The sequence below is a fragment of the Flavobacterium oncorhynchi genome, assembly GCF_002217355.1.
GTDB classification, from domain to species: domain Bacteria; phylum Bacteroidota; class Bacteroidia; order Flavobacteriales; family Flavobacteriaceae; genus Flavobacterium; species Flavobacterium oncorhynchi.
This window is the reverse complement of sequence record NZ_MUHA01000027.1, coordinates 1-25,175: the sequence shown is the minus strand read 5'-3', so window position 1 is coordinate 25,175 and position 25,175 is coordinate 1. Positions and strand designations below refer to the sequence as shown.

22 protein-coding genes are annotated in these 25,175 nt (G+C 32.3%); 21 read left to right on the top strand and 1 reads right to left on the bottom strand.

Annotated elements, in window-relative coordinates:
* Window positions 1-35 precede the first annotated feature (35 nt).
* The 20 genes from lpxD (at window position 36) to B0A75_RS17040 (ending at window position 22,959) form a co-directional block, all read left to right on the top strand.
* Window positions 36-1,079, top strand: a complete 1,044-nt coding sequence (lpxD, locus tag B0A75_RS17135; RefSeq protein WP_089055488.1) for a UDP-3-O-(3-hydroxymyristoyl)glucosamine N-acyltransferase — start codon at window positions 36-38, stop codon at window positions 1,077-1,079.
* On the top strand, window positions 1,072-2,460 hold the full coding sequence (locus B0A75_RS17130) for a bifunctional UDP-3-O-[3-hydroxymyristoyl] N-acetylglucosamine deacetylase/3-hydroxyacyl-ACP dehydratase (protein ID WP_089055598.1): 1,389 nt from the start codon (window positions 1,072-1,074) through the stop codon (window positions 2,458-2,460). The genes lpxD and B0A75_RS17130 overlap by 8 nt, the downstream gene beginning before the upstream one ends.
* Window positions 2,461-2,532: 72 nt before the next feature.
* Window positions 2,533-3,318 carry an acyl-ACP--UDP-N-acetylglucosamine O-acyltransferase gene (lpxA, locus tag B0A75_RS17125; RefSeq protein WP_089055487.1) on the top strand — a complete coding sequence of 262 codons (786 nt, stop codon included), beginning with the start codon at window positions 2,533-2,535 and terminating at the stop codon, window positions 3,316-3,318.
* 92 nt (window positions 3,319-3,410) lie between these two features.
* Window positions 3,411-3,977, top strand: a complete 567-nt coding sequence (gene efp / locus B0A75_RS17120; protein WP_089055486.1) for an elongation factor P — start codon at window positions 3,411-3,413, stop codon at window positions 3,975-3,977.
* A gap of 136 nt (window positions 3,978-4,113) precedes the next feature.
* Window positions 4,114-5,043, top strand: a complete 930-nt coding sequence (locus B0A75_RS17115) for a UDP-3-O-(3-hydroxymyristoyl)glucosamine N-acyltransferase (protein WP_089055485.1) — start codon at window positions 4,114-4,116, stop codon at window positions 5,041-5,043.
* Window position 5,044: 1 nt separating this feature from the next.
* Window positions 5,045-5,407, top strand: a complete 363-nt coding sequence (locus B0A75_RS17110) for a nuclear transport factor 2 family protein (RefSeq protein WP_089055484.1) — start codon at window positions 5,045-5,047, stop codon at window positions 5,405-5,407.
* An 86-nt stretch (window positions 5,408-5,493) separates the two neighbouring features.
* Window positions 5,494-6,366 (top strand): succinate--CoA ligase subunit alpha, encoded by an 873-nt coding sequence (gene sucD / locus B0A75_RS17105; protein WP_089055483.1) that lies wholly within the window; start codon window positions 5,494-5,496, stop codon window positions 6,364-6,366.
* Window positions 6,367-6,510: 144 nt separating this feature from the next.
* Window positions 6,511-6,939 (top strand): hypothetical protein, encoded by a 429-nt coding sequence (locus B0A75_RS17100; protein ID WP_089055482.1) that lies wholly within the window; start codon window positions 6,511-6,513, stop codon window positions 6,937-6,939.
* A gap of 328 nt (window positions 6,940-7,267) precedes the next feature.
* Complete coding sequence (locus B0A75_RS17095) at window positions 7,268-7,879, top strand: RNA polymerase sigma factor (protein WP_089055481.1); 612 nt, start codon at window positions 7,268-7,270, stop codon at window positions 7,877-7,879.
* A gap of 89 nt (window positions 7,880-7,968) precedes the next feature.
* Window positions 7,969-9,081, top strand: coding sequence for a FecR family protein (locus B0A75_RS17090; RefSeq protein ID WP_089055480.1), 1,113 nt, complete (start codon window positions 7,969-7,971; stop codon window positions 9,079-9,081).
* Window positions 9,082-9,388: 307 nt separating this feature from the next.
* Entirely contained in the window at window positions 9,389-13,117 is a 3,729-nt protein-coding gene (locus B0A75_RS17085) for a SusC/RagA family TonB-linked outer membrane protein (protein ID WP_089055479.1), read from the top strand.
* Window positions 13,118-13,128: 11 nt separating this feature from the next.
* The gene (locus tag B0A75_RS17080) at window positions 13,129-14,604 is read left to right on the top strand and encodes a RagB/SusD family nutrient uptake outer membrane protein (RefSeq protein WP_089055478.1); all 1,476 of its coding nucleotides are present in this window, start codon (window positions 13,129-13,131) and stop codon (window positions 14,602-14,604) included.
* A gap of 16 nt (window positions 14,605-14,620) precedes the next feature.
* The gene (locus tag B0A75_RS17075) at window positions 14,621-15,481 is read left to right on the top strand and encodes a substrate import-associated zinc metallohydrolase lipoprotein (RefSeq protein WP_089055477.1); all 861 of its coding nucleotides are present in this window, start codon (window positions 14,621-14,623) and stop codon (window positions 15,479-15,481) included.
* Between the two features lie 10 nt (window positions 15,482-15,491).
* Window positions 15,492-16,838 carry a DUF4302 domain-containing protein gene (locus B0A75_RS17070; protein ID WP_089055476.1) on the top strand — a complete coding sequence of 449 codons (1,347 nt, stop codon included), beginning with the start codon at window positions 15,492-15,494 and terminating at the stop codon, window positions 16,836-16,838.
* 267 nt (window positions 16,839-17,105) lie between these two features.
* Window positions 17,106-17,264 carry a hypothetical protein gene (locus B0A75_RS20540; RefSeq protein WP_165765136.1) on the top strand — a complete coding sequence of 53 codons (159 nt, stop codon included), beginning with the start codon at window positions 17,106-17,108 and terminating at the stop codon, window positions 17,262-17,264.
* Window positions 17,265-17,548: 284 nt separating this feature from the next.
* Complete coding sequence (gene fabG, locus B0A75_RS17060) at window positions 17,549-18,295, top strand: 3-oxoacyl-[acyl-carrier-protein] reductase (RefSeq protein ID WP_089055474.1); 747 nt, start codon at window positions 17,549-17,551, stop codon at window positions 18,293-18,295.
* Window positions 18,296-18,398: 103 nt separating this feature from the next.
* Complete coding sequence (locus tag B0A75_RS17055) at window positions 18,399-20,426, top strand: hypothetical protein (protein ID WP_089055473.1); 2,028 nt, start codon at window positions 18,399-18,401, stop codon at window positions 20,424-20,426.
* Between the two features lie 31 nt (window positions 20,427-20,457).
* Complete coding sequence (locus tag B0A75_RS17050; RefSeq protein WP_089055472.1) at window positions 20,458-21,018, top strand: TPM domain-containing protein; 561 nt, start codon at window positions 20,458-20,460, stop codon at window positions 21,016-21,018.
* A 3-nt stretch (window positions 21,019-21,021) separates the two neighbouring features.
* On the top strand, window positions 21,022-21,918 hold the full coding sequence (locus B0A75_RS17045) for a LysR family transcriptional regulator (protein WP_089055471.1): 897 nt from the start codon (window positions 21,022-21,024) through the stop codon (window positions 21,916-21,918).
* 75 nt (window positions 21,919-21,993) lie between these two features.
* The gene (locus B0A75_RS17040; RefSeq protein WP_089055470.1) at window positions 21,994-22,959 is read left to right on the top strand and encodes a YeiH family protein; all 966 of its coding nucleotides are present in this window, start codon (window positions 21,994-21,996) and stop codon (window positions 22,957-22,959) included.
* Window positions 22,960-22,964: 5 nt separating this feature from the next.
* Here the strand turns inward: B0A75_RS17040 and B0A75_RS17035 are convergent, their stop codons facing one another.
* Window positions 22,965-23,768, bottom strand: a complete 804-nt coding sequence (locus tag B0A75_RS17035) for a hypothetical protein (protein WP_244284413.1) — start codon at window positions 23,766-23,768, stop codon at window positions 22,965-22,967.
* A gap of 322 nt (window positions 23,769-24,090) precedes the next feature.
* Here B0A75_RS17035 and B0A75_RS17030 point away from each other — a divergent pair, with 322 nt between their 5' ends.
* Window positions 24,091-25,089, top strand: a complete 999-nt coding sequence (locus B0A75_RS17030) for a zinc dependent phospholipase C family protein (protein ID WP_089055469.1) — start codon at window positions 24,091-24,093, stop codon at window positions 25,087-25,089.
* The last annotated feature ends 86 nt before the right edge of the window (window positions 25,090-25,175 follow it).

Genomic DNA, 25,175 nt, shown 5'->3' with positions numbered 1-25,175 from the left:
AACATTTAAAATCTATTTTTTATATTTTTGTCGCGATGAAATTTACAGCAGAACAAATAGCGGGAATTTTAGAAGGAGAAGTTGTTGGGAATCCCAATGCTGAAGTTTCTAGGCTTTCTAAGATAGAGGAGGGCGAGGAAGGATCGCTTACTTTTTTGGCTAATCCCAAATATATCAATTACATATATACTACAAAAGCAAGTGTTACAATTGTTAACGACAGCTTTATACCGGAACAGGAAATTACTACAACTTTAATAAAAGTAGAAGATGCTTATGCTTCTTTTTCTAAACTTTTACATTTTTATAACCAAGTAAAATTGAATAAGAGCGGAATTGAAGCGAACTCTTTTATGTCGGAAGGAACTAAATATGGTGAAAATCTATATTTGGGCAGTTTTAGTTATGTAGGACAAAATGTTGTTTTAGGTAATAATGTAAAAATTTATCCAAACAGTTTTATTGGTGACAATGTAGTTATTGGTGACAATGTATGTATTTTTGCAGGCGCAAAAATATATTCAGAGACGGTAATTGGAAACAATTGTACAATTCATTCAGGTACTATAATAGGTGCAGATGGTTTTGGTTTTGTGCCAAATGAAGAGGGAGTTTATAGTAAGGTACCACAAATTGGTAATGTTATTATTGAAGATAATGTTGACATTGGTGCTAATACTACGATCGACAGAGCAACTCTTGGTTCTACAATTATTAGACAAGGAGTTAAATTAGACAATCAAATTCAGATTGCTCATAATGTAGAGATTGGTAAAAATACTGTAATTGCTGCGCAGAGCGGTGTTGCAGGTTCTACAAAAATAGGCGAAAACTGTATGATTGGCGGACAGGTTGGTATAGCAGGCCACTTAATAATAGGAAACAATGTTAGACTTCAGGCGCAGTCTGGAGTAGCTAGAAACATTAAAGATGATGAAATTCTGCAAGGAACACCGTCACTTGGATATACAGATTTTAATAAATCGTATGTTCATTTTAAAAATCTGCCTAAAATTGTTGCCGAACTGGAAGAATTAAAAAAACAAATAATAAACCCAAAAAATGGAAATAATGGTTAAACAGAAGACCATCAAAAATGAAATTTCACTAACAGGAGTTGGATTACACACTGGAAAAGAAGTTACAATGACTTTTAAACCAGCTCCAATTAATAACGGTTTCACTTTTGTAAGAGTTGATTTGCAAGGTCAGCCAGTCATTGAGGCTGATGCTAATTATGTTGTTAATACACAAAGAGGTACTAACTTAGAAAAATTAGGTGTTAAGATACAGACTCCAGAACACGTTTTAGCTGCATTAGTTGGCTGCGATTTGGACAATATTATTATTGAATTAAATGCCTCTGAACTTCCTATCATGGATGGTTCATCAATATATTTTGTTGAAGCAATTGAAAAAGCTGGAATCGAAGAACAAGATGCCAGTCGCAATGTTTATGTTGTAAAAGAAGTTATCTCATTTACTGACGAAGCAACTGGAAGTGAGATTCTTGTAATGCCAAGTGATGACTATCAAGTAACAACTATGGTTGATTTTGGTACAAAAGTATTGGGTACACAAAATGCGACACTTAAAAGTATAGCTGACTTTAAAAATGAAATTGCTAATTCAAGAACTTTTAGTTTTTTACATGAATTAGAGTCGTTATTAGAGCATGGATTAATTAAAGGTGGTGATTTAAATAATGCAATTGTATATGTAGATAAAGAAATTTCTGAAACTACAATGGCTAATTTAAAGAAAGCTTTTGGTAAAGACGAAATTTCAGTTAAACCAAATGGTGTTTTAGATAACTTGACTTTACATTATCCAAACGAAGCGGCTAGACACAAACTGCTTGATGTTATTGGTGATTTATCTCTTATTGGAGTTCGTATTCAAGGAAAAATCATTGCAAATAAACCAGGTCACTATGTGAATACTCAGTTTGCTAAAAAATTGGCAAAAATCATTAAAATCGAACAAAGAAATCATGTTCCAGTTTATGATTTAAACCAAGAGCCATTAATGGATATCCATAAAATTATGGCAATGCTTCCTCACAGACCTCCATTTTTGTTAATCGACAGAATTATTGAAATGTCTGACCGTCATGTTGTTGGTTTGAAGAATGTTACTATGAATGAAAATTTCTTCGTAGGTCACTTTCCTGAAGCTCCAGTAATGCCGGGTGTTTTAATTGTTGAAGCAATGGCACAAACAGGAGGGATTTTAGTATTAAGTACTGTTCCTGATCCTGAAAATTATTTAACATATTTCATGAAAATTGACAATGTTAAGTTCAAACACAAAGTATTGCCAGGTGATACATTAATTTTCAAATGTGAGCTTATTTCTCCTATCAGAAGAGGAATCTGTCATATGCAGGCAAATGCTTACGCAAACGGAAAATTAGTTACCGAGGCAGAATTAATGGCACAAATCGCAAGAAAACAATAATAAATAATCAATTTTATTGTTTAGGTTTACTGCCCCAAATTAGATTATTTTAATTTAAAATATAAAACATAGATGAATCAACCATTAGCATATGTTCATCCTGGCGCTAAAATCGCTAAAAACGTTGTAATTGAGCCTTTTACAACAATTCACAATAATGTTGTTATTGGTGATGGTACTTGGATTGGTTCAAATGTAACCATCATGGAAGGTGCCCGTATTGGTAAAAATTGCAATATTTTTCCTGGTGCTGTAATTTCAGCTGTGCCGCAGGATTTGAAGTTTGGCGGCGAAGATTCTCTTGCTATTATTGGAGATAATTGTACAATTAGAGAGTGTGTTACTATTAATAGAGGTACAGTTGCATCTGGGCAAACTATTCTAGGTAACAATTGTTTAGTTATGGCTTATGCACACATTGCGCACGATTGCGAAATTGGTAACAATGCCATTATTGTAAATGGTGTAGCGTTGGCAGGTCACGTAGTAGTGGGTAACCATGCTGTAATTGGAGGTTTAGCAGCTATTCATCAATTTATTCATATTGGAGATCATGCCATGATTTCTGGTGGTTCATTGGTTAGAAAAGATGTTCCGCCTTATACAAAAGCGGCAAAAGAACCATTGTCTTATGTTGGAATCAACTCTGTTGGTTTAAGAAGAAGAGGTTTCAGTACAGATAAGATCAGAGAAATCCAAGAAATTTACAGAATTCTATATCAAAAAAATTACAATACAACACAAGCTTTAAGTATTATTGAAGCTGAAATGGAAGCTACTCCTGAGAGAGATGAAATTCTAGATTTTATTAGAAATTCATCAAGAGGAATTATGAAAGGTTATTCAGGAAACTATTAAAAATAAAATTTAATTGTTTATTTGTATAATCGTTTAGTCGAAACAAATAAACGATTAAGCGATTGAAAAAAAATTAAATAAAACAAAAACAAATGGCATCTACATCAGATATTAGAAACGGATTGTGTATTAAATTTAATCACGATATTTATAAAATTATCGAATTTCTTCACGTAAAACCTGGAAAAGGTCCAGCTTTCGTAAGAACTAAATTAAAAAGTTTAACAACAGGAAAAGTATTAGATAATACATTTTCTGCTGGACATAAAATTGAAGATGTTCGTGTTGAAACACATACTTTTCAGTTTTTATATGCTGAAGGTGATGAATTTCACTTTATGAATGCTGAAACTTTTGAGCAGATTTCTTTAAACAAGAACATCTTAGATGCGCCGGGATTATTGAAAGAAGGAACAAATGTAATGGTTCAGATTAATACTGAAACAGATTTGCCTTTATCAGTAGATATGCCGGGATCTGTAATTCTTGAAGTTACTTACGCTGAGCCGGGAGTAAAAGGAAACACGGCTACAAATGCAACTAAATCTGCTACAGTAGAAACTGGTGCGTCAGTAAACGTTCCGTTGTTTATCAACGAAGGAGATAAAATTAAAATTGATACAGCTTCAGGTTCTTACATGGAGCGTGTAAAAGAGTAAATTATTAATTAAGATAATTTGTCAATGAGTCAATTAGATAATTTATGAATAAACATAATTTTGAATATTCATTTTCTATTTGACTCATTTTCTAATTGACACATTTTCTAATTGACAAATTTTCTAATTATAAAATATGAAATTTCCAAAAGTTCACTCTTTAGAAGAAATTGCAAATTTGCTTAACTGCGAATTTATTGGTGATAAAAACTTTCCTGTTTTAGGTATGAACGAAATTCATGTCGTAGAACCTGGAGATATTGTTTTTGTTGACCACCCGAAGTATTATGACAAAGCTTTACAATCTGCTGCGACTATTGTTTTAATTAATAAAGAAGTCGAATGTCCAGAAGGTAAAGCTCTTTTAATTTCTGATGATCCTTTCAGAGATTTCAATACCTTAACTAAACATTTTAGACCTTTTCAAGCAACAACTGTATCGATAGCGCTTTCTGCGACTATTGGAGAAGGAACTGTTATTCAGCCCAACTGTTTTATTGGAAACAATGTAACTATTGGTAAAAACTGCTTAATACATCCAAACGTTACTATTTACGATCATACTGTAATTGGAGATAATGTTATGATTCATGCAGGAACTATACTAGGAGCAGATGCTTTTTATTACAAAAAACGCCCTGATGGATTTGATCAGTTAATTTCTGGCGGCAGAGTGGTTATTGAAAACAATGTTGGAATAGGAGCTCTTTGTACAATTGATAAAGGTGTAACTGGAGATACAACTATTGGAGAGGGAACAAAACTGGATAACCAAGTACATGTTGGACACGACACAGTTATTGGTAAAAAATGTTTAATTGCTTCTCAAACTGGTATTGCCGGCTGTGTGATTATTGAAGATGAAGTGACTATTTGGGGACAAGTAGGAACAACAAGCGGAATTACAATTGGAGCAAAAGCAGTTGTAATGGGGCAGACAGGTGTCACTAAATCAGTAGAAGGAGGTAAGTCTTACTTTGGAACACCAATTGAAGAATCAAGAGAAAAGTTAAAACAATTAGCCAATATCAAAAAGATTCCTGAAATTCTAACTAAATTGAAGTAATATGTCTATAAAAGAGTTTGTTCAAAAATTTTATAAGTCGGATGCCTTAATTGATAGTGAAATTCTTAAAACGTATCTCCATCCTGAAGTTATATTAGAATGGAATAGCAGTAAAGGATATATTGAGATGAATCATGACTCAATGCTGGAAATGGCCAATGAGCTAAGTCGAGCGTATGTTCGTTCGAAAGTGCGAATCAGTCACATTATTGCTGAGGAAGATCTAGTTTCGGTACGTTATTCTCACTATGTAAAAACAATTGAGAATCCTCGTGAAGAGATGCTGTTGGCGCATTTTTCTGCATTTTGGCAGATAAAAGATGACAAACTTTATAGAGGTTATCAGATGAGTCAATTTTCTTAATATTTTTTTGACAATAAAAGAGGCAAAATACATTACAAAACCTTATTTTTGCAACACAATTTTAAAAACTACATAAAATATATATCATGAGTGTTTTAGTTAATAAAGATTCCAAAATAATTGTTCAAGGATTTACAGGGAGCGAAGGAACTTTCCACGCTTCTCAAATGATTGAGTACGGTACTAATGTTGTTGGTGGTGTTACTCCAGGAAAAGGAGGAACGAGCCATTTAGATCGTCCAGTTTTTAATACAGTAAAAGACGCTGTTGATCAAGCTGGTGCTGATACATCTATCATTTTTGTACCGCCTGCTTTTGCTGCAGATGCAATTATGGAAGCTGCTGACGCTGGAATTAAAGTAATTATTGCTATTACAGAAGGAATTCCTGTAGCAGATATGATTAAAGCAAATAATTATGTTAAAGAAAGAAATTCTAGATTAATTGGACCAAACTGCCCAGGAGTTATTACTCCAGGTGAAGCTAAAGTTGGTATTATGCCAGGTTTCGTTTTCAAAAAAGGTACAGTTGGAATTGTTTCTAAATCAGGAACTTTAACTTACGAAGCTGCTGACCAAGTTGTAAAACAAGGTTTAGGAATTACTACAGCTATCGGAATTGGTGGAGATCCAATCATTGGAACTACAACTAAAGAAGCTGTTGAATTATTAATGAATGATCCTGAAACTGAAGTAATCATTATGATTGGTGAAATTGGAGGTCAATTAGAAGCTGATGCTGCAAGATGGGTAAAAGCTGATGGTAACCGTAAGCCAGTTATTGGTTTTATCGCTGGAGAAACTGCTCCTGCTGGTAGAACAATGGGTCACGCAGGTGCTATTGTTGGTGGTTCTGATGATACAGCTGCTGCTAAAAAACAAATTATGAAAGACAACGGTATTTATGTTGTTGATTCACCAGCTGAAATTGGTAAAAAAGTAAAAGAAGTACTTGGATAATCTTCAAGTTATTTAAAATAACAAATTCCAAAAAAGTCTCAATATTTTGTTGAGACTTTTTTACATTTTTAAAATGTTGGAATATAAATTAAAAATTTAGCAACTTTGTGCCTCAGTACATTAGAAGCTTAAAAATAAAAAAAGATGAGTAAAGAATTAGAAAAGTTTAAATCAAGTAATAGTTTTACTTTTACTGTAAATGATAGTTTAGAAGAAGTTTGTAATGCTCCTGAGGGCAGTGCTGGGATTTTTGTAGTTTATGAAATTGACGGAGATGCAAAAGAGCTTATCATGGTAGGTTCAACGGGAACAGTACAAAACGACGGAACTCTTAAAAGCAAAAGCGGAGGATTATACGATAAAATTGTAAATGGACATCAGTTTGCAAAAACAGGAAGAAAATACTCTTGGCCGGCGCAAATGAAATTAGAGAATATCTCTGTTCTTGAAGTAGTTTGGTATGAAACTTTTAATGCAGATGTAAAAGCGATTCCAACTGCTGTTGAAGGGCAGGTTTTACAAAATTTTCTAGATGAAAACGGAAAATTACCAAGATGGAATGTAGCTTTCTAAAAGCAATTTCTTAATGTAAATTAGCAAAGCCTTACTTTTTAGTAAGGCTTTTTTATTGAGGTTATATAAAATTGTTTAGAGTAGTAAAAATCTTATCTTTTGTTATTCTGGAAGAATAAATATTTTTTTAACATTTATTTAAGAACGCTGATGCAGTCTAAGTTAAGGATAGTTTCTGTATTAAGAAACCGCTTCGTTTTTGTAAAATAATTGGTTTTAAATATTTGCTTTTATATATTTAGCGAACAAAATAAAAATTTAATGTTAAAATAATGTGTTCTCTGCATTAATAAAAAATGTCTTCTTGTTTAGATAATAATTATCAATTATGAAAACCCGAATCTTACCAGTCAATTCTATTGATGACAATACACTTTGGAATGATTTAAAAATAGGAGATGAAAAATCATTTTCACTGCTGTTTGAAAGATACTACAGCGATTTGGTGAGTTACGGGAACTCGCTTTCTCCATATGCAGAAAAAGTTCAGGATTGCGTTCAAGATGTATTTACAGATATTTGGCTTTATAGAAATTCATTGCAAGGCTCAGTTGTCGTAAAAGCTTATTTGTTATCAAGCGTAAGAAAGAGAATTGCTCGATTGTACGAACGTGATCATATTTTTAGAAAAACGGCAAGCACAGATGCTGTTGAATTTTTATTAGAATTTGCTGTTGATAATGAACTTTTGGATGATGATTATGCTACAAAAGAAAAAGTGATTCATTTGAATAAATTGCTTAACGAATTACCTCCAAGACAAAAAGAAGCTCTTTATCTGCGTTATCATCAAGGACTTAATGTTGAACAAATTGCCGAAATGCTGGATATTAATTATCAATCTGCAAATAACTTACTGCACCGCGCTTTACTTACTCTTCGTAAAGAATGGAAAGGCAGTTTAACTATTATTACAATACTGTTTTCAAGTACTTTTTAAATAAAGTAAAAAAAAATAAAAAAAAATCACAATTTAGTGAGTATATAATAAGAAAGCTGTCCTCTATGTTTTTGTAACCTTATTTTTAGATGCAAAAACGTAACACATATACCGAAATAGAAGATTTTTTATCTGATGAATCATTTCAATCTTGGATTCTGTTTAAAATAGATCAAGATGGATGGGAGGAATGGACCTTAGAAAGTCAACAGAGAGCAAAACTAGTAGAAGATGCTAGGTTAATGCTTCTTTCTATGAAAGTTCCCGAAAGTGAACTTACAAAATCTGATATTCACAGAGCGTTACAAGACACTTGGATAAAGATTCGTGAAAAAGAATCTCAAAACGCACAACAAGATTCAAAAACTACTTTTTTTAGAAGATATCTTCTTTCAGGAATTGCGGCATCTTTTCTTTTATGTTTGATGTCAGTTTGGTGTTACAATCAATATTTTAAATCCGAAAGTAAAATAGTCACTTACAAAGAACTTATCGATGATAATAATGAAGGTTTGGTAGAACAGACTAATAATTCTAATAAACCGCAAATTATTACATTATCAGACGGCAGTTCTGTTTTGCTGCAGCCAAACAGTAAATTAAGTTACCCTAAAATCTTTACCGGAAACGAAAGAAAGGTGTATTTATCCGGCGAAGGTTTCTTTGAAATTAGTAAAAATCCTCTTAAACCTTTTTACGTTTATGCGAACGAGATTATCACAAAAGTTGTAGGAACTAGTTTTAGAGTTAAAGCTTATTCTGATCAGCCTGATGTTGAAATTCTTGTTCGTACCGGTAAAGTTAAGGTAAAATCAAACGATATGATTTCTAAGTCAGATCAGCAAGAGATTGTACTACTGCCAAATCAAGCTTTGCGGTTTTTACGAAATGATTTGAAATTTAATAAAATAACAGATATTACTCAAGATGTAGTACTTGCTAAAAGTGTTGGTAATATTGAGCAGTTAAGCTTCGAATTTAACGATATTCCAGTTTCTCAAATTTTTGAAACGATCGAACAAGCTTATTTAATAGATATTGATTATCCAAAAGATAAATTAAAAGATTGTCATTTAACCACTTCCTTGAGCGATCAGCCTTTAACCGAAAAATTAAAAATTGTTTGTAAAAGTATCGGGAATAGTACAAGTTTTGAAATGAACGGAAATCAGATAATTATAACATCCCAAGGCTGTAATTAATCTCTAAATGCAACTGTAATTGCATTTAAATGTTTTGTCACTAATAGTAAGTTTTTCGATGTAAAAACTTTCAGTTAGGATATTAATTATAGTTTATTTCGTATTTAAAAATATAAACAAGAAGACCAAAAACTAAACCAACCAAAAAAAATGAAACTGCCTATGTGAAAAAGAATGTTGTAAAAAAAAGTGCCGCGATGCTGTAACATCACGACACTTATTAAATTGAATTTTCTCTCTGTAAAGAGTAATTCATTCGTTTCTTAGAATACACTCGAATAAGTATTAATCAAAACAAATCAAAATTATGAAAAAACCAGTTGTTAAACAACGATTACTCTATAGAATCATGAAAATAACACTATTTCAGTTTGTCTTAGCACTTGTGTTTTCAAGCTTTGCTATGGCAAATAATGTAAATGGGCAAAAGAAATTAGATACAAAAGTTACAATTACAGTTGAGAATTTGACTCTTGATAGTGCTTTGTCTAAAATCGAAAAGTCTGCACATGTAAAATTTTCGTATAATTCAAGACTTCCTCAATTGAGCCGAAAGGTTAGTATTGAGGCAAATCAAGAGACATTATCTAGTATTCTTAGTCGAATATTAGTGCCTTTTAATATTGCATTTTCAGAAGTAAGTAATCAAATTATCTTGCAAAAAACGACAAGTGAAGATCCGTTTGCAAGTGCAGATAATCATGATTCACTTTTTGAAGTATTAACGGCAGGACCAATTATAAAGGGAAAAGTAACTGATGCAAGCGGAAGTCCTCTTCCTGGTGCAACAGTAATGGTAAAAGGAACAAAAACTGCTGTATTGACAGATTTTGATGGTAATTTCTCTATCGAGATGCCTTCAAACTCTGATAAGCTTGTTATTTCTTATGTTGGTATGGAAACCAGAGAAATTGGCATTTCTAATACTACGCCAACAATTGTTCTTAGTGAATTAGGGCAAAACTTAAAAGAAGTTGTTGTAACTACAGGTTACGAGAAAACATCAAAAAGAACCTTTACAGGGGCGATCAGCAAAATTTCTGGTGCTGAATTGAAAGTTGATGGTGTTGTTGACGTAAGTAGAATGATTGAAGGTAAAGCAGCAGGGGTTACAGTACAAAATGTTACAGGAACTTTTGGTACTGCACCTAAAATTACAGTTCGTGGATCATCTTCTATTTTTGGAGATACAAAACCATTATGGGTAATTGACGGAGTTGTTCAAGAAGACATTATCAATTTATCGTTCGCAGATTTAGCTTCAGGAAATTCTGAAACATTGTTAAGTTCGTCAGTTGCGGGATTAAATGCAAACGATATTCAAAGCATTGAAATTCTTAAAGATGCATCTGCAACTTCTATCTATGGATCAAGATCATTAAATGGTGTTGTTGTTGTAACTACAAAACAAGGGCGTAGAGATTCTCCATTAAAAGTAAGCTATGGTTTAGAACAAACAGTAAGAGCAGTACCAAACTACAGCCAATATGATATTTTGAATTCTCAGGAGTCAATGAGTATTTTTAAAGAAATGGAGTCTAAAGGGTATTTAGATCTTCCTTCAACGGTAAATGGAAGGTATGGCGGAGCTTACAATATTTTAGGGCGTGCTATTAATACTTATGTTCCTGAAACAGGAGGTTATTTAGTAAATAATGATCCAGTTAGCCGTAACAATTTTTTAAAGAAATACGAATTAGGAAATACAGATTGGTTTAATGTACTTTTCAGACCATCAATTACTCAAAATCATTCCTTAAGTTTTTCTGGAGGAGGAAAAAACAATACATTTTATGCCTCTTTAGGCTATTATACAGATCCGGGATGGACTATTGCTGATGATGTAAAACAGATTTCAAGTAACATCAAAGGGACATTTTATGTAAATGATAGATTGAATATTACACTTTCGACTCTTGCGTCTATTCGCGATCAAGGTGCGCCTGGTAGTTATGAAAGCGAAAAAGATGTTGTTTTTGGTAAAATAACACGTGATTTTGATATTAACCCCTTCAACTATGTTTTAAATACAAGTAGAACTTTGAGACCTTACGATGAGAACGGAGAACTGGAGTATTACAGAAACAACTGGGCAAAGATGAATATCATCAATGAGTTAAAAAATAACTATATGGAAATTGAAGTAAAAGACATTCGTTTTCAATTAGATTTAGATTATAAAATTAATAAGCATTTAACGTATAATTTAACAGGTTCTGCTCGTTATGCAAACACAAGCCGTGAGCATAAAATTTTAGAAGGTTCAAATGTAGTAGGAGCTTATAAAGCGGGTACTCCTGATGGTGAAGATGGAGTTAATACATTGGTTAGAGATCAAAACATCTTTTTGTATCAAGATCCTAATGATTTAACAGCTCCAAAAGTTTCAGTATTACCAAATGGAGGTTTTCTAAGAAAATTTACAAATGATTTAACTTCTTACAACTTAAGAAACAGTGTTAATTATAGAAACACATTCAATGAAAAACACGAATTAGAAGGTTTATTTGGAACAGAAATGAGAGTTGTAGACAGAACAAGTGATAATTTTACTGCTGCAGGTTTACAATACGACAGAGGTTTAACAGCATTTACAGATCCAAGAATAATCGAAAAAATTATCAACGGAGGAGATTCGTATTATGGTTTCAATGAAGAAAAAGAAAGAACAGTAGGTTTCTTCGGAAAAGTTGGTTACACTTATGATCGTCGCTATACAGCTTCTGTAACAGGCCGCTATGATGGATCAAACAGACAAGGAAACAGCGATTCATCAAGATGGCTTCCAACTTATACTTTTAGTGGAAAATGGAATGTTGCTGAAGAAAAGTTCATGAAAGATGTTGAATCGGTAAATACTTTAGCGCTTAGAGCATCTTATGGTTTAACAGCTACTGCTGGTCCGGCAACTAACTCATTGGCAATCTACAAAAGCTTTATCACAGATCGTTTTCTTCTAGATGACAGAGAATCTGGAATTAGAATTGACGAGTTGCAAAATGGTGACCTAACTTGGGAAAAACAGTTTGAAACCAATATTGGGGTTGATCTTGGAATGTTTAACAACAGATTACAGCTTACAACAGATGTTTATCGTCGTCAAGCATTTGATCTAGTGGATTATGTGATCACTTCAGGAATTGGAGGTCAAAGAATTAGACAAGGAAATAATGCTGATATGGAAACGGAAGGTTTAGAGATTGGTGTAACTGGAAAAATTCTAAGTTCTCCGAGTTTTAATTGGTCTTCTACGGTTAATTTCTCTGTATTTACACAAAAAATTACAAGATTGCAAAACACTCCAACAGCTTTTGATTTAGTTGATCCAAATGGAGGAAACACACTTAGTCATCCAAGAAATTCGATCTATTCTTATCAGTTTACAGGATTAAATAACCAAGGTTTACCAACATTTATCCTGCAAGATGGTGCAGAGAATAATATTACGGGTGCTAATTTTCAAGACAATATAGATGTAACAAAATATTTGAAATATGAAGGTTCAATTGAGCCAAATAAATCAATAGGATGGGCAAATACATTTACTTATAAAAATTGGTCATTATATGTGTTTTTTGTAGGCTCAGGAGGAAATAAAGTTCGTTTAAATCCTATTTATGATAGTGCTTATGACGATTTAACTGTTTTTACTAAAGATTTTACAAATCGTTGGATAAATCCGGGGGATGAAAATCATACTAATGTTCCAGTAATTGCAGACAAGCGTTTGAATGCAAATTACGACGGAGAACGTACTCTTGCAAGAGCATACAATACTTATAATTACTCTGATGTTCGAATTGCTGATGGTGATTTTGTGAGATTAAAAAATATCTCTTTGAGCTGGGAATTTCCTAAAGATTTTAAAAGAAAATTAGGACTTAGCACTTTTACGTTAAAAGGTTCGGCTGTTAATCCATGGTTGATTTATTCTGATAAAAGATTAAACGGCCAAGATCCTGAGTTTCGTAATTCTGGAGGAGTTGCATTACCAGTAACATCTCAATACACATTTACTTTAAATCTTTCATTATAATAGTCAAAAACATGAAAAACTTAAAAATAACACTATCCCTATTAATACTTATTTGTATTACTGGTTGTGATGATTTTCTTTCAGAAAAACCAGATAATAGAACTGAAATAAACACGCCCGAAAAAATATCAGAATTGCTAGTTGAAGCTTATCCTCAAATGAGTTATTTTGAGATTGCCGAAACGATGTCTGATAACGTTTTTGATAGCGGACTGCCGGAAACAATAAGAAAAAATGAGCAAAACTATAACTGGGAAATTCAAACAGAAACAACAGAGATTGATACTCAGGCTTATTATTGGGATGCTTGTTATAGAGCTATTGCACATGCAAATAAAGCTTTACAGGCAATTGATGAATTAGGAAATACATCAAATTTAAACCCGCAAAAAGGAGAAGCATTAATAGCAAGAGCTTATTCTCATTTTATGTTAGTTTCACTTTGGGCCAAACGTTATAATCCAGCTACAGCGGCTACAGATTTAGGAGTTCCTTATGTAACAAAACCAGAAACAGAATTAGTGACTAAATACAAAAGAAATACAGTTGCTGAAGTTTTTGATTTTATAGAGAAAGATCTTGAAGAAGGTTTAAAGTATGTAACAAACAATTACAAAGAGCCTAGATTTCATTTTAACGTAAATGCTTCAAAAGCTTTCGCCAGCAGATTTTATTTAATAAAAGGAAACTGGGATAGAGTAATTGAATTATCTAATGACTTAGGTTCAAAACCAGAAGGAAAACTTAGAGATTATTCAGCTTACGAATCTTTAGGTGTAGAAGATCAGCAGTTAAAGTATTCAAGCAGCGCAGCCGAAACAAATTTATTGATCGTTTCTGCAAATACAATTGTAAGCAGAGTATATCATTTAAACCGTTTTAACCTTTCAGGTGCGCGTCAGCCGGAAGTTTTTGGCCCGACCACAAACCTTTTTGGAAAACCATACTATTACAACCTATATTCATCAAACAGCAGTATAACTTTATTTGTGCCTAAATTTTATGAGTATTTCAAATATTCAAATGTAACTGCAGCAATTGGAGAACCATTTGTCGCTGAAGTTTTATTAAGCAACGATGAATTCTTTTTAAATAGAATTGAAGCTCATGTAATGAAGGGGCAAACTGCTTTAGCAAACGATGAATTAGAATATTTCTTAGCAACAAGAACACCAACTTATGCACCAACAGATAAATTAACGGAAGCAAAAGTAACAGCTAAATTTCCAGTGGTTGCAGATGAATATACGCCATTCTATACAATGACGCCAGTACAGACATCATATATAAAAGCAATTGCAGAAACAAGAAGAAGAGATTTTATACACGAAGGACTTAGATGGTTTGATATCAAGCGTTTTAATATTGTTGTAAAACACGAAACGGCAAATAAACCAGTAAATACATTAGCTAAAGATGACAACCGCAGAGCTTTGCAAATTCCATTGCATGCATCAAGTACGGGCGTTGAACTGAATCCTAGATAATCTTAAAAGTAAAATTATGAAATTATTAAAATATAATAAAATTGCGATTTTAGCAATAGTTTCTACAGTACTAGTTTCATGTGGAAGTGATGAAATGCCGGGAGAAAGCCAGTTAGACTATACACAGCCAATAAAAACGGAGCTAGATAATTGGATAACAACAACCTATTTAAATCCATACAATATTAATGTGCAATACAAATGGAATCAAAATACAGTAGATAACAGTCGTTTTCTTTTTCCTCCACTAACAGAAAAAGTACAGCCAGCACTTGAAATTGTGAAAACAATATGGCTTAATAGTTATTTAACGATTGGAGGCCCTGACTTTGTGAAAAAAATTGCTCCAAGAGAAATTGTCTTAATAGGCGGTGTGAATTTAAATAGTGTAGGAACCAGAACTTTAGGTTTAGCCGAAGGAGGACAGCGTGTTACATTATTCGAAACCGATTATATAGATCAAGACGATAGAGAAAATGTATCAGAGTTTGTACATACAATTCAGCACGAGTATATACACATCTTAAACCAAAATAAACCATTTGATGAAAAAGCGTGGAAAACACTGACACCAGGTGGTTACACAGCAGACTGGTACAATTATGAGATACCTGAATCAAATGAACTTGGGTTTATAACCAGTTATGCAAGATCAAACATCAATGAAGATTTTGCCGAAACTGCATCTATGATCTTAATCTATTCAAAAGCTGAATATGCGGCATTTTTAAAAGGTATTAAAAGTCCAACTGCATTAGCCGCATTAAAAGCAAAAGAAGCAATCGTAGTAAAATATTTTAAAGACGCTTTTAACATGGATTTCTATGCTTTAAGAGATGAAGCAGAGAAAAATACAAGTGCAGTAATAAACAATTAATAAAAGTATTATGAAAATAAAACACCTATATAAATACTTATTTGCAGCTGTTTTAATACTGCAATTAACCGCCTGTAATAATAATACAGATGCTGAGCAATTTTTTGAAGAAACGCCTACAACGCGTTTAAATAATCAAAAATCTGAACTAAATGATGCATTACTTTCATCAGAATTTGGATGGAAAGCAGTCTATTTTACAGATAATACTGTTTTAGGAGGTTATACACATTTATTTAAGTTTGCAAAAGATGGAAGTGTAGAAATGGCATCAGATTTTGATGCAGATACAGATGTTTATAAAAGCGAGTACGCTATTCAGCTTGGAAGTACAGTAAGTGTGACTTTTACAACAAAAAATAGAATTCACCTTTTATCAGAATCAGATAATTTCCCAATTCCAGCCTTAAGAGCGAAAGGATATTTAGGGGATTTTCAGTTTTTGTATTACGGTCAGGAAAAAGGAGAGATTGTTTTTAGAACCAATAGAAATAATCGTGAATTACGTTTCGTAAAAGCAACAGCTCAAGATTGGGCAGATTTACATAAAAATATTGAAATGATTCCTAATGTAATTGGAGCTCCTACAAGACCATTGTTTAGATTATTAGAAACAAATGATGGAACAACAAAACATCAGTTTGATTTTTCATTTTCTGCAGTAACTCGTTTTGCAGAGTCAAATTCTATCGAAGCAGGTTATTCTGTAAGCTATAATATGGGAGTAGGATATACCTCAACCGGTATTGTTGTGAGTCCTGCAGTAGTAGTGGGCGGACAAAACCTGACTAATTTTGTATATAATGATACTGATGGAAGTTTTACAGCAACAGGAACAGGCGGTGTAAGTGCTGTTATTAAATATACAGACAAACCTTTATCACTAACAGATGATTATAAATTATTTCTTCCTGGGCAGCCATTTACTGCATTTGGATATTATACTAATGATCACACTGTAAATGCTCCAAGTAATTCAGTATTGTTTAATGCTGAAATAGCTAAAATTAATGCGGCTTTGCCTAAAGGACAAAGTATTGCAACTGTTGAAATATATAGTAATCATGCTATTGGAACATTTATTTATTACACTTTCGTAGGAAGAGGAGCTTTACAGCATCATGTTACTATTACAGAAGATGCAGTTGGTAAAAAGGTGATTTTAAAGCATAAATCTTGGAACGGAAATACAACAGTAGCTACGCCGGCATTCCTTGCTAGTTTTGATAAGTATCTGATGGATCCAAATGGAATTTATGTGAAAAAAGAAAGCTTTAGAGTATTTTACACTGATCCAGTTTATACGTTTACAAGTTCTTCAAGTCCGTTTAGGATGACGACTTGGAGGCTTAACTAATAGTTTTAGTTTTGTTTTTAATTTTGGAGAAAAAGCGACTCAATTCGAGTCGCTTTTTTTATATATTTAAGTAAAATAGTATGATTTATATTTTTAATAGATTTATTTTCTTATATTTATTATTTAAAATTAGAAGGTTATGCTTAATTTCTGTCTGAAACTCAACGGACCTAAAATGATTGAGGTATTTAAAATTTTTATAATTATTTTATTATGTTAAAAACAATTTTGAATTTAAAGGGGGTAGAAGCACTTAGTTTAAACGAGATGAAGAGTGTAATTGGTAGTGGGGAACCTATTCAAGCAGTTTGTATGATTCCTTATACATCTTTACCTTACCATGGTCCATGCATTATGGGGCCTGCAGCAATACCAGATCCAATACCTGCTTACCCTACTCCATTTCCTTATCCTGATCTAGGTTAGAATGACAAATTGAGATAGTTTTATTAGCAAAACCGGTAGATCATGACTGCTGGTTTTTTTATTTGATTTCTCAGATTTAGATTAGTGATTATATTTCCTATTTGTAATGATTTACTATTGTTATTTTTTTTAAAAAGGGAATTATCATATATTTGACAAGTCATTATTAGCACTGTTCTTATAGAAATTAGAGAAAAAACTCTTGAATTTTACTTCTTATAATTGTAAAATATTGTGTATAAGGATCAGACTGTTAAAAATAATTATTTAAATTAATTTTCAATATGAAATTACTAGAAGGAAAAGTAGCAATCATTACTGGCGCGAGTCGAGGAATTGGAAAAGGAATTGCAGAAGTTTTTGCTAAACACGGAGCAAACGTAGCATTTACATATAGCTCATCTGTAGAATCTGCTCAAGCTTTAGAAGCGGAGTTAAATGGTTTAGGTGTTAAAGCAAAAGGTTACAAGTCTAATGCAGCCGATTTTAATGAAGCACAAACTTTTGTTGATGCAGTTTTGGCTGATTTTGGTACAGTAGATATTTTGATTAACAACGCAGGAATTACAAAAGATAACTTGTTAATGCGTATGTCTGAAGCTGATTTTGATCAAGTAATTGATGTAAACTTGAAATCAGTTTTTAATATGACAAAAGCAATTCAAAAAACATTCTTGAAGCAGCGTGCAGGTTCTATCATTAATATTAGCTCTGTTGTAGGAGTTTCTGGAAATGCAGGACAAACAAATTACGCAGCATCAAAAGCAGGTGCAATTGGTTTTACAAAATCAGTAGCTTTAGAATTAGGATCACGTAACATTCGTTGTAACGCAATTGCTCCAGGTTTTATTGAAACAGAAATGACTGCAAAATTACCAGAAGATGTAGTAAAAGGATGGAGAGACGGAATTCCGTTGAAACGCGGAGGAACTACAGAAGATGTAGCAAATGCTTGTCTTTTCTTAGCATCAGATATGAGTGCATACGTTACAGGACAAGTTCTTAATGTTTGCGGAGGAATGCTTACTTAATAGTTTTCAGTGTTCAGACTTTAGTATTCAGTTTTTATCTGACTCTGAACACTAATTTTTTTAATTTGATCACTAAAAATTGATTACTGAATACTAGATATATATGACTACAAACACGATTTTATTATTATTGCTTTCTTTAGTAATAGCGGGTGGGTTATCGTATTTTCAATATTTTTTTAAAGCCAAAAACAAATCGAATCTGATTTGGTTTTTGGCTTTTTTACGTTTTCTAGCCATTTTTGGATTATTGGTGTTACTTATAAACCCTGTAATTTCAAAAAGTTCGCTGGAGATTACCAAAACACCTTTGGCAATTGCTGTCGATAATTCAAGTTCAATAACCGCATTAAAAGCAGACAAAAAAGCAGTTGAATTATACCAAAAGCTAATTTCAAATCCCGCATTAAAAGAAAAATTCGATATTCAATCCTATCAATTCGATGCCGATTTTAAAACGTCAGATAAATTTGATTTTAGCGGCAAACAAACCAATCTAGACGAAGCAGCAAAGAATTTAAAAAGCATCAATAAAAATCTGATTTTCCCAACAGTAATTATTACTGACGGAAATCAAACTACAGGAAACGATTACGTATACCGATTTGATCCTGTCAATAAAGTTTATCCTTTGGTTGTGGGAGATACAACCACTTTTCTTGATTTAAAAATAAATCAGTTAAACGTAAATAAATACGCATTTCATAAAAATAAATTTCCTGTAGAAGTTTTTCTTCAGTATGCAGGCGATAAATCTACAACTGCCGATTTTACAATTTCGCAGGGAAATACCGTTGTCGCAAAAGAGAAAGTTTCTTTCTCACCATCTAAAAAAACAGCAGCATTAAATTTACTTTTACCAGCCGATAAAGTAGGACTTCAAATATTTAAAGCCAGTATTTCGTCAACCGCAAAAGAAAAGAACAGCTATAATAATATCAAGAACTTTGCAGTAGAAGTAATCGATCAAAAATCGACAATAGCAATTGTGTCAGCCATAAACCATCCAGATATTGCTGTTTTAAAACGCTCAATCGAAGTTAATGCACAACGCAAAGTAATTTTAGTTAAACCAAATGATATCAGCCAGCTGCAAGAAGCATCAGTTTTAGTTTTATACCAGCCAACATCAGCTTTCAAAGCTGTTTTTGACAATAATAAACAAGCTGGAAGAAACACATTTATCATAACAGGAAACAACACCGATTTTAATTTTCTAAACCAGCAGCAAAATAATTTGGTTTTTAAAATGAGCGGACAAATCGAAGATTATTTGTCTGAATTTCAATCTCAGTTCAATTTATTTGCCGTTGATAATATTGGTTTCGAAAATTTCCCGCCTTTGCAAAACTTATTCGGAACAATTTCAACAAACGGAAATGTGTCCGTTTTGCTTTCTTCAAAAATTAGAAATGTTTCTACAAATGCTCCTTTGTTGGCTTTTGCCGAAAATCAAGGAAAGAGAACAGCTTTTCTTTTAGGTGAAAACAGCTGGAAATGGCGTTTGCAAAGTCATATCGACAATCAGTCGTTTGAAAAGTATGATGTATTTGTAGATAAAATAATTCAGTATTTAGCCACATCAACATCAAAGAAATCACTTGTAGTAACACACGAAAGTTTTTACAATTCGGGTGAAGAAATTATAATCAATGCACAATATTTCAATAAAAACTATGAGTTTGACGAAAAAGCAAGACTAACAATTACCGTTACAAATGCTGAAACCAAACAAGTAAAAAACTACGATTTATTAAAAGGAAACAATTCTTTCTCTGTAAACTTAGAAGGATTAACCGCAGGAAAGTATAATTTTACAGTAAAAGAGCTAAACTCAAATACATCTTATTCAAGTCATTTTGAAATTTTAGATTTTGACATCGAAAAACAATTTGTAAATCCTGATGTTGCAAAACTGAAACAATTAGCATTGCAAACCAACGGAAAAGCGTTCTTTGAAGATCAAGCTGATGATTTGATTCAAGAGCTTTTAGAAAGCAAAGAATACAAATCGATTGAAAAAAACGTTTCAACAAAAACTCCAATTATTGACTGGGTTTGGTTATTGGTCTTAATTGCTGCTTTATTGACCACGGAATGGTTTGTTAGGAAATATAATGGGTTGTTGTAGTTTGTTGCTATAAATTGACTAATTTTTAATAATGAAAGAAGTAATTTTTACTATTTTATTTTTTATTGCGATTTCTGCAACCGGTCAAACTTTTGAGAAAGAGCAAAATGATTCGTTAAAAGATAAAACGATTACAACATTTCGAGAAATTTATTGGAATAATTTGCCAAGTCCCAAAGGCTGGATTAATGATTATGAAAGAATTTTTTCTGATGACGAAGAAAAGAAGTTAGACAATGTAATTTCAAATTTTGAAAGGGAAACATCTATTGAAATTGCAATTGTAACCATTGATACTGTTAAGACTTCTAGTGACAAGTTTGAAGCGCTATCACTTCATATTGCTAAAACTTGGGGTATTGGAAAGAAAGGAAAAGACAACGGAATTTTGATTGGACTGTCAAAGGGATATAGAAAAATCAGAATAGAACTTGGAAATGGAATAGCAAAAGTACTTACAGAACAAGAAACAAAAGAAATCATTGATCATGATTTTATTCCAGAATTCAAAAAAGGAGATTACTATCAAGGAATTGTTAACGGAATTACGAAGCTGATGGAAGTTTTAAGAACAAGAATTAAAAAGGAATAAATTATGGATTTCAGGTTAAAAGTATTCTACACCGTTGCGCTCCGCCTTAATTTTACTAAAGCGGCAACAGAGCTATACATTACGCAGCCTGCCGTTTCTAAGCATATTCAAGAACTCGAGGAAACCTATAAAACAAAGCTTTTTGAACGAAACGGTTCTAAAATTGCTTTAACTCCAGCTGGAGAAATTCTGCTAAAACATGCAAAAGAGATCTTTGAAATTTATCGCGAGATCGATTTTGAAATGAGTTCTTTTATTAACGAACGCCAAGGTTTATTGCGATTAGGAGCAAGTACAACAATTTCTCAATATATTATTTCTCCAGTTTTAGCGCATTTTCATCAAAAGCAAAAAGACATAAAAGTTAATTTGTTAAACGGAAATACAGAACAAATCGAAAATGCTTTAATAAACAAAGAAATTGAAATTGGAATTGTCGAAGGGCAGTCAAAAAATCAATCCATAAAGTATATTCCGTTTTTAAAGGACGAATTGGTTTTGGTATGCAATAGTAATAATCCGTTTGTGAAAAAAAATGAAATTTCAGTAAGTGATTTAAAATCAATGAAATTCATAACGCGTGAACGTGGATCAGGAACACTTGAAGTTATAGAATATGCATTGAAAAAAGCAGGTTTGAAATTTTCAGATTTACAAATCGAAATGCAGTTAGGAAGTACAGAAAGTATTAAATCGTATTTATTAAATTCAGACTGTTTTGCTTTTATGTCTATTCATGCAGTAAGTAAAGAGTTGAAAAATAAAGAATTAATGGTTTTGGATGTAGAAGAATTATCTGTAGATAGATACTTTTATATCATCACATTGTTAGGTAAATCTGATTCGTTATCAGAGCTTTTTATCCAAAATATGTCAAATCATTATAACTTAAAGTTATAGTCGATTGTAATTTGCGATTGGGAGTTTCGTGTAAAAGGATAGAACTTTGCAGAATAAATTTTTAATTATTCTATTTTGAAAACAAAAGAACATACAGCCTCACAATTATTCGAAGTTAATCGTTACTTACAACAAGCCATTTTTGCAGCTGTTATCTTTTTATGCTTATTTTCGATCATTTCACCACCAATTGCTTTGCTGTTTGGAGTTGTAATTGTAAACATCTTTGGTAATCCATTTGTAGAATTCAATAATAAAGCAATCACTTTTTTATTACAGTTCTCTGTTATTGGTTTAGGATTCGGGATGAATGCATCAAGTGCCATTTCGGCTGGAAAAGAAGGCTTCTTACTAACTATATTCTCCATATTCAGTACTTTAATTCTAGGAACTTTTTTAGGAAAATGGTTAAAAACCGATAAAAAAACATCTCACTTAATATCGTGTGGAACTGCAATTTGTGGAGGAAGTGCCATAGCAGCAATTTCACCAGTAATAAAATCAAACGAAAACCAAACCTCAATAGCTTTAGGAGTAATATTTATATTAAATTCAATCGCCTTATTCGTTTTTCCATTTATTGGTCATCAGCTTGATTTATCGCAAAAAGATTTCGGATTATGGTGTGCCATTGCTATTCATGATACTAGTTCTGTAGTTGGCGCTGCAAATAAATATGGAGCCGAAGCTTTGCAGATCGCTACAACAGTAAAACTAGCGAGAGCTTTATGGATTATTCCAATTTCGATTTTAACAGCGGCAATTTTTAAAAGTAAAAATTCAAAAATTAAAATTCCTTATTTCATAGGTTTGTTTATTGTCGCTATGCTTTTAAATAGTTATGTCCCTGCAACAGCAGTAATTGCACCGCATATTGTAAATATTGCAAAAATTGGATTAACAATAACCCTGTTCTTAATAGGAGCAACATTGAATATAAATACTCTAAAATCCGTAGGAGTGAAGCCTTTATTGCAAGGCGTATTTTTATGGATTTTTATAGCAGTTTTAGGTTTAGTATCAATTTTGTATCTCGGTTAAATCGATTATTTTATATTTGAGAATTTGACAGTTGGTTTGCCTGTTATTTTATACCATTTTCCTGAAAAAGAAAGTCTTTTTTCAATTACGAAATTAAACTGTTTTTTAGTTTTTGCCAGTTCAATAATTTCTGTTGGTAAATCTACATCATAATCATCTTCTGTACCTTTTGCTTTTTTATAAAAACCAGTCGTAGTAATGGCAAAATCTCTAAAAAACTTTTTCGTACCATCGTTGATTACTTTATACGAACTAGACCATTCAGAGTTTCCACCATTATTAAATAAAGAATAATAACCTAATTCCATTAAAGGCCGATATTTACCATCAAAACCAGCAATAAGATATAAGTAACCATTATAAGGAGCACCTGCGCCGCCGTTTGCATGTTCTATCGTAAACGCATATTGATCTTCGCCAATTTCAACAAGTTTTGGTGAAGGTGCTCTCGAAAATGCACCAAATGCTGCAAAAGCAGGTTGAAAAGATTTCATTTCCCAGACCGCTCCATTTTTAGCAAATTTAGCAACACCAATTAATCCGCCAGAGAAACGCCCAGTTTGTGCACCATCAGCATCATAAAAAGAATGGTTAAAAGTCAATAGTTTGAATTGATTTCCTTTCGAATCAGAGTAATCATAATTACTTAAAAGTCTTGTTGCAACGCCCTCTTTATATGGAAAAATCTGATCTCCTTCAACACCATTTGCATCAATAAAAGGCTGCGGTTTACAATTGTTGCATTTCCAGCTTATAAAAGTATTATGATCTGATAAATTGTATAATTTACCGGGAAACAATTTTTGCATTGTTTTTACGGGATCAAGTGAACCAGATATTTTAAGTACTCTTTTTGTGTTTAGGATGGTATCGCTGACATTTTTTAATTGTATATCAGTTTCTTGGGCTAAACAAACTGAACTAAAAAAGAGAGCGAAATTTAGAATAAAGCGGCGCATATTTGTAAGATTTAATACCGAAACAAACATACAAGAAAAATTCTCACGATTTTATATTTACCATACTTATATGGTTTAAAAAAGGTTAGAGGTTAAATTAAAAGAATCTTAAAAGCGATTCTTTTAAATTATCTTTAAATAAGGTAAATTTGTCTCTCAAATAAAAACAAAAATGAAAAACTTCAAAATGAGACCAAAATTAATTGCTTTTTTTGCATTAATCATAGGTTTTTTTACTTTATCATGGGGAATTGTAGGCCATGAAAGAATTAATAAAGCTGCTGTAATGGCTTTACCAAAACCACTTCAGATTTTCTTTTACAATCACATCGATTTTATTACTCAAGAAGCATCTGTTCCGGATATTCGTAAATATGCTTTAAATTACAAAGACGAGAATCCTAGGCATTATTTTGATATGGAAAACTTTGGTGCTGCTGATAGTATTCCAAAAACTTTAGAAGAAGCAAAGAAAAAATACGATAGTAAGTTTTTGAACAATAACGGAATTTTACCTTGGTATATTGAGGATATGATGGTTAAATTAACCAAAGCCTTTAAGGATAAAAATAGAGCAGAAATTTTATTTCTTGCTGCAGATTTAGGTCATTATATTGGTGATGCACATATGCCATTGCATACTTCGGCAAATCATGACGGACAATTGAGCGATCAAAAAGGGATTCATTCTCTTTGGGAAAGCAGACTTCCAGAGTTGTTTGCTAAAAATTACAAGCTAAATGTTCCTGAAGCTCAATATTACGCTGATGTTCATAAAGCAACTTGGGATATGATAAACGATACTCATACTTTAGTGAAACCATTATTGGATATTGATAAAAAGTTGAGAACGGCAACTCCAGAAAATCAGGTTTTTAAAATGGATACAGATGGAAAAGTATTAAAAAGCAAATACAATACACCAGTTTTCTCTGATGAGTATGCGAAAAAACTTCACCAAGATTTAAACGGAATGGTTGAAACTCAAATGAAAAAAGCGATTACTGCAACAGCAAGTTTTTGGTATACGGCGTGGGTAAATGCAGGAAAACCAGATTTGAGCGATTTAGACTCGCCAGCTGTTACACAAAGAAATCATCAAGCTTTACAAGATGATTTAAAATTGTTTCAAAAAGGAGATTTGTTCGGAATGAAAAATCAAAACGACTAATTTTTTTCAAGTTTTAACTTGAAAAAATAAGTTACAATAAAAAAACAAATTCCAAAACTGGAAAGAACATATAAAAAAACAGAATC

What these genes read in the sequence shown, in the direction of transcription:
- B0A75_RS17090 (WP_089055480.1), top strand. Translation starts at nt 7,969, where the DNA reads ATGCAAAAACGTAACACATATACCGAAATAGAAGATTTTTTATCTGAT.
- B0A75_RS17035 (WP_244284413.1), bottom strand. Translation starts at nt 23,768, where the DNA reads ATGCAAAAATTGTTTCCCGGTAAATTATACAATTTATCAGATCATAAT.
- efp (WP_089055486.1), top strand. Translation starts at nt 3,411, where the DNA reads ATGGCATCTACATCAGATATTAGAAACGGATTGTGTATTAAATTTAAT.
- B0A75_RS17070 (WP_089055476.1), top strand. Translation starts at nt 15,492, where the DNA reads ATGAAAATAAAACACCTATATAAATACTTATTTGCAGCTGTTTTAATA.
- B0A75_RS17075 (WP_089055477.1), top strand. Translation starts at nt 14,621, where the DNA reads ATGAAATTATTAAAATATAATAAAATTGCGATTTTAGCAATAGTTTCT.
- B0A75_RS17100 (WP_089055482.1), top strand. Translation starts at nt 6,511, where the DNA reads ATGAGTAAAGAATTAGAAAAGTTTAAATCAAGTAATAGTTTTACTTTT.
- B0A75_RS17030 (WP_089055469.1), top strand. Translation starts at nt 24,091, where the DNA reads ATGAAAAACTTCAAAATGAGACCAAAATTAATTGCTTTTTTTGCATTA.
- B0A75_RS17055 (WP_089055473.1), top strand. Translation starts at nt 18,399, where the DNA reads ATGACTACAAACACGATTTTATTATTATTGCTTTCTTTAGTAATAGCG.
- sucD (WP_089055483.1), top strand. Translation starts at nt 5,494, where the DNA reads ATGAGTGTTTTAGTTAATAAAGATTCCAAAATAATTGTTCAAGGATTT.
- B0A75_RS17045 (WP_089055471.1), top strand. Translation starts at nt 21,022, where the DNA reads ATGGATTTCAGGTTAAAAGTATTCTACACCGTTGCGCTCCGCCTTAAT.
- lpxD (WP_089055488.1), top strand. Translation starts at nt 36, where the DNA reads ATGAAATTTACAGCAGAACAAATAGCGGGAATTTTAGAAGGAGAAGTT.
- B0A75_RS17085 (WP_089055479.1), top strand. Translation starts at nt 9,389, where the DNA reads ATGAAAAAACCAGTTGTTAAACAACGATTACTCTATAGAATCATGAAA.
- B0A75_RS17110 (WP_089055484.1), top strand. Translation starts at nt 5,045, where the DNA reads ATGTCTATAAAAGAGTTTGTTCAAAAATTTTATAAGTCGGATGCCTTA.
- lpxA (WP_089055487.1), top strand. Translation starts at nt 2,533, where the DNA reads ATGAATCAACCATTAGCATATGTTCATCCTGGCGCTAAAATCGCTAAA.
- B0A75_RS17115 (WP_089055485.1), top strand. Translation starts at nt 4,114, where the DNA reads ATGAAATTTCCAAAAGTTCACTCTTTAGAAGAAATTGCAAATTTGCTT.
- fabG (WP_089055474.1), top strand. Translation starts at nt 17,549, where the DNA reads ATGAAATTACTAGAAGGAAAAGTAGCAATCATTACTGGCGCGAGTCGA.
- B0A75_RS17095 (WP_089055481.1), top strand. Translation starts at nt 7,268, where the DNA reads ATGAAAACCCGAATCTTACCAGTCAATTCTATTGATGACAATACACTT.
- B0A75_RS17050 (WP_089055472.1), top strand. Translation starts at nt 20,458, where the DNA reads ATGAAAGAAGTAATTTTTACTATTTTATTTTTTATTGCGATTTCTGCA.
- B0A75_RS17080 (WP_089055478.1), top strand. Translation starts at nt 13,129, where the DNA reads ATGAAAAACTTAAAAATAACACTATCCCTATTAATACTTATTTGTATT.
- B0A75_RS20540 (WP_165765136.1), top strand. Translation starts at nt 17,106, where the DNA reads ATGAAGAGTGTAATTGGTAGTGGGGAACCTATTCAAGCAGTTTGTATG.
- B0A75_RS17130 (WP_089055598.1), top strand. Translation starts at nt 1,072, where the DNA reads ATGGTTAAACAGAAGACCATCAAAAATGAAATTTCACTAACAGGAGTT.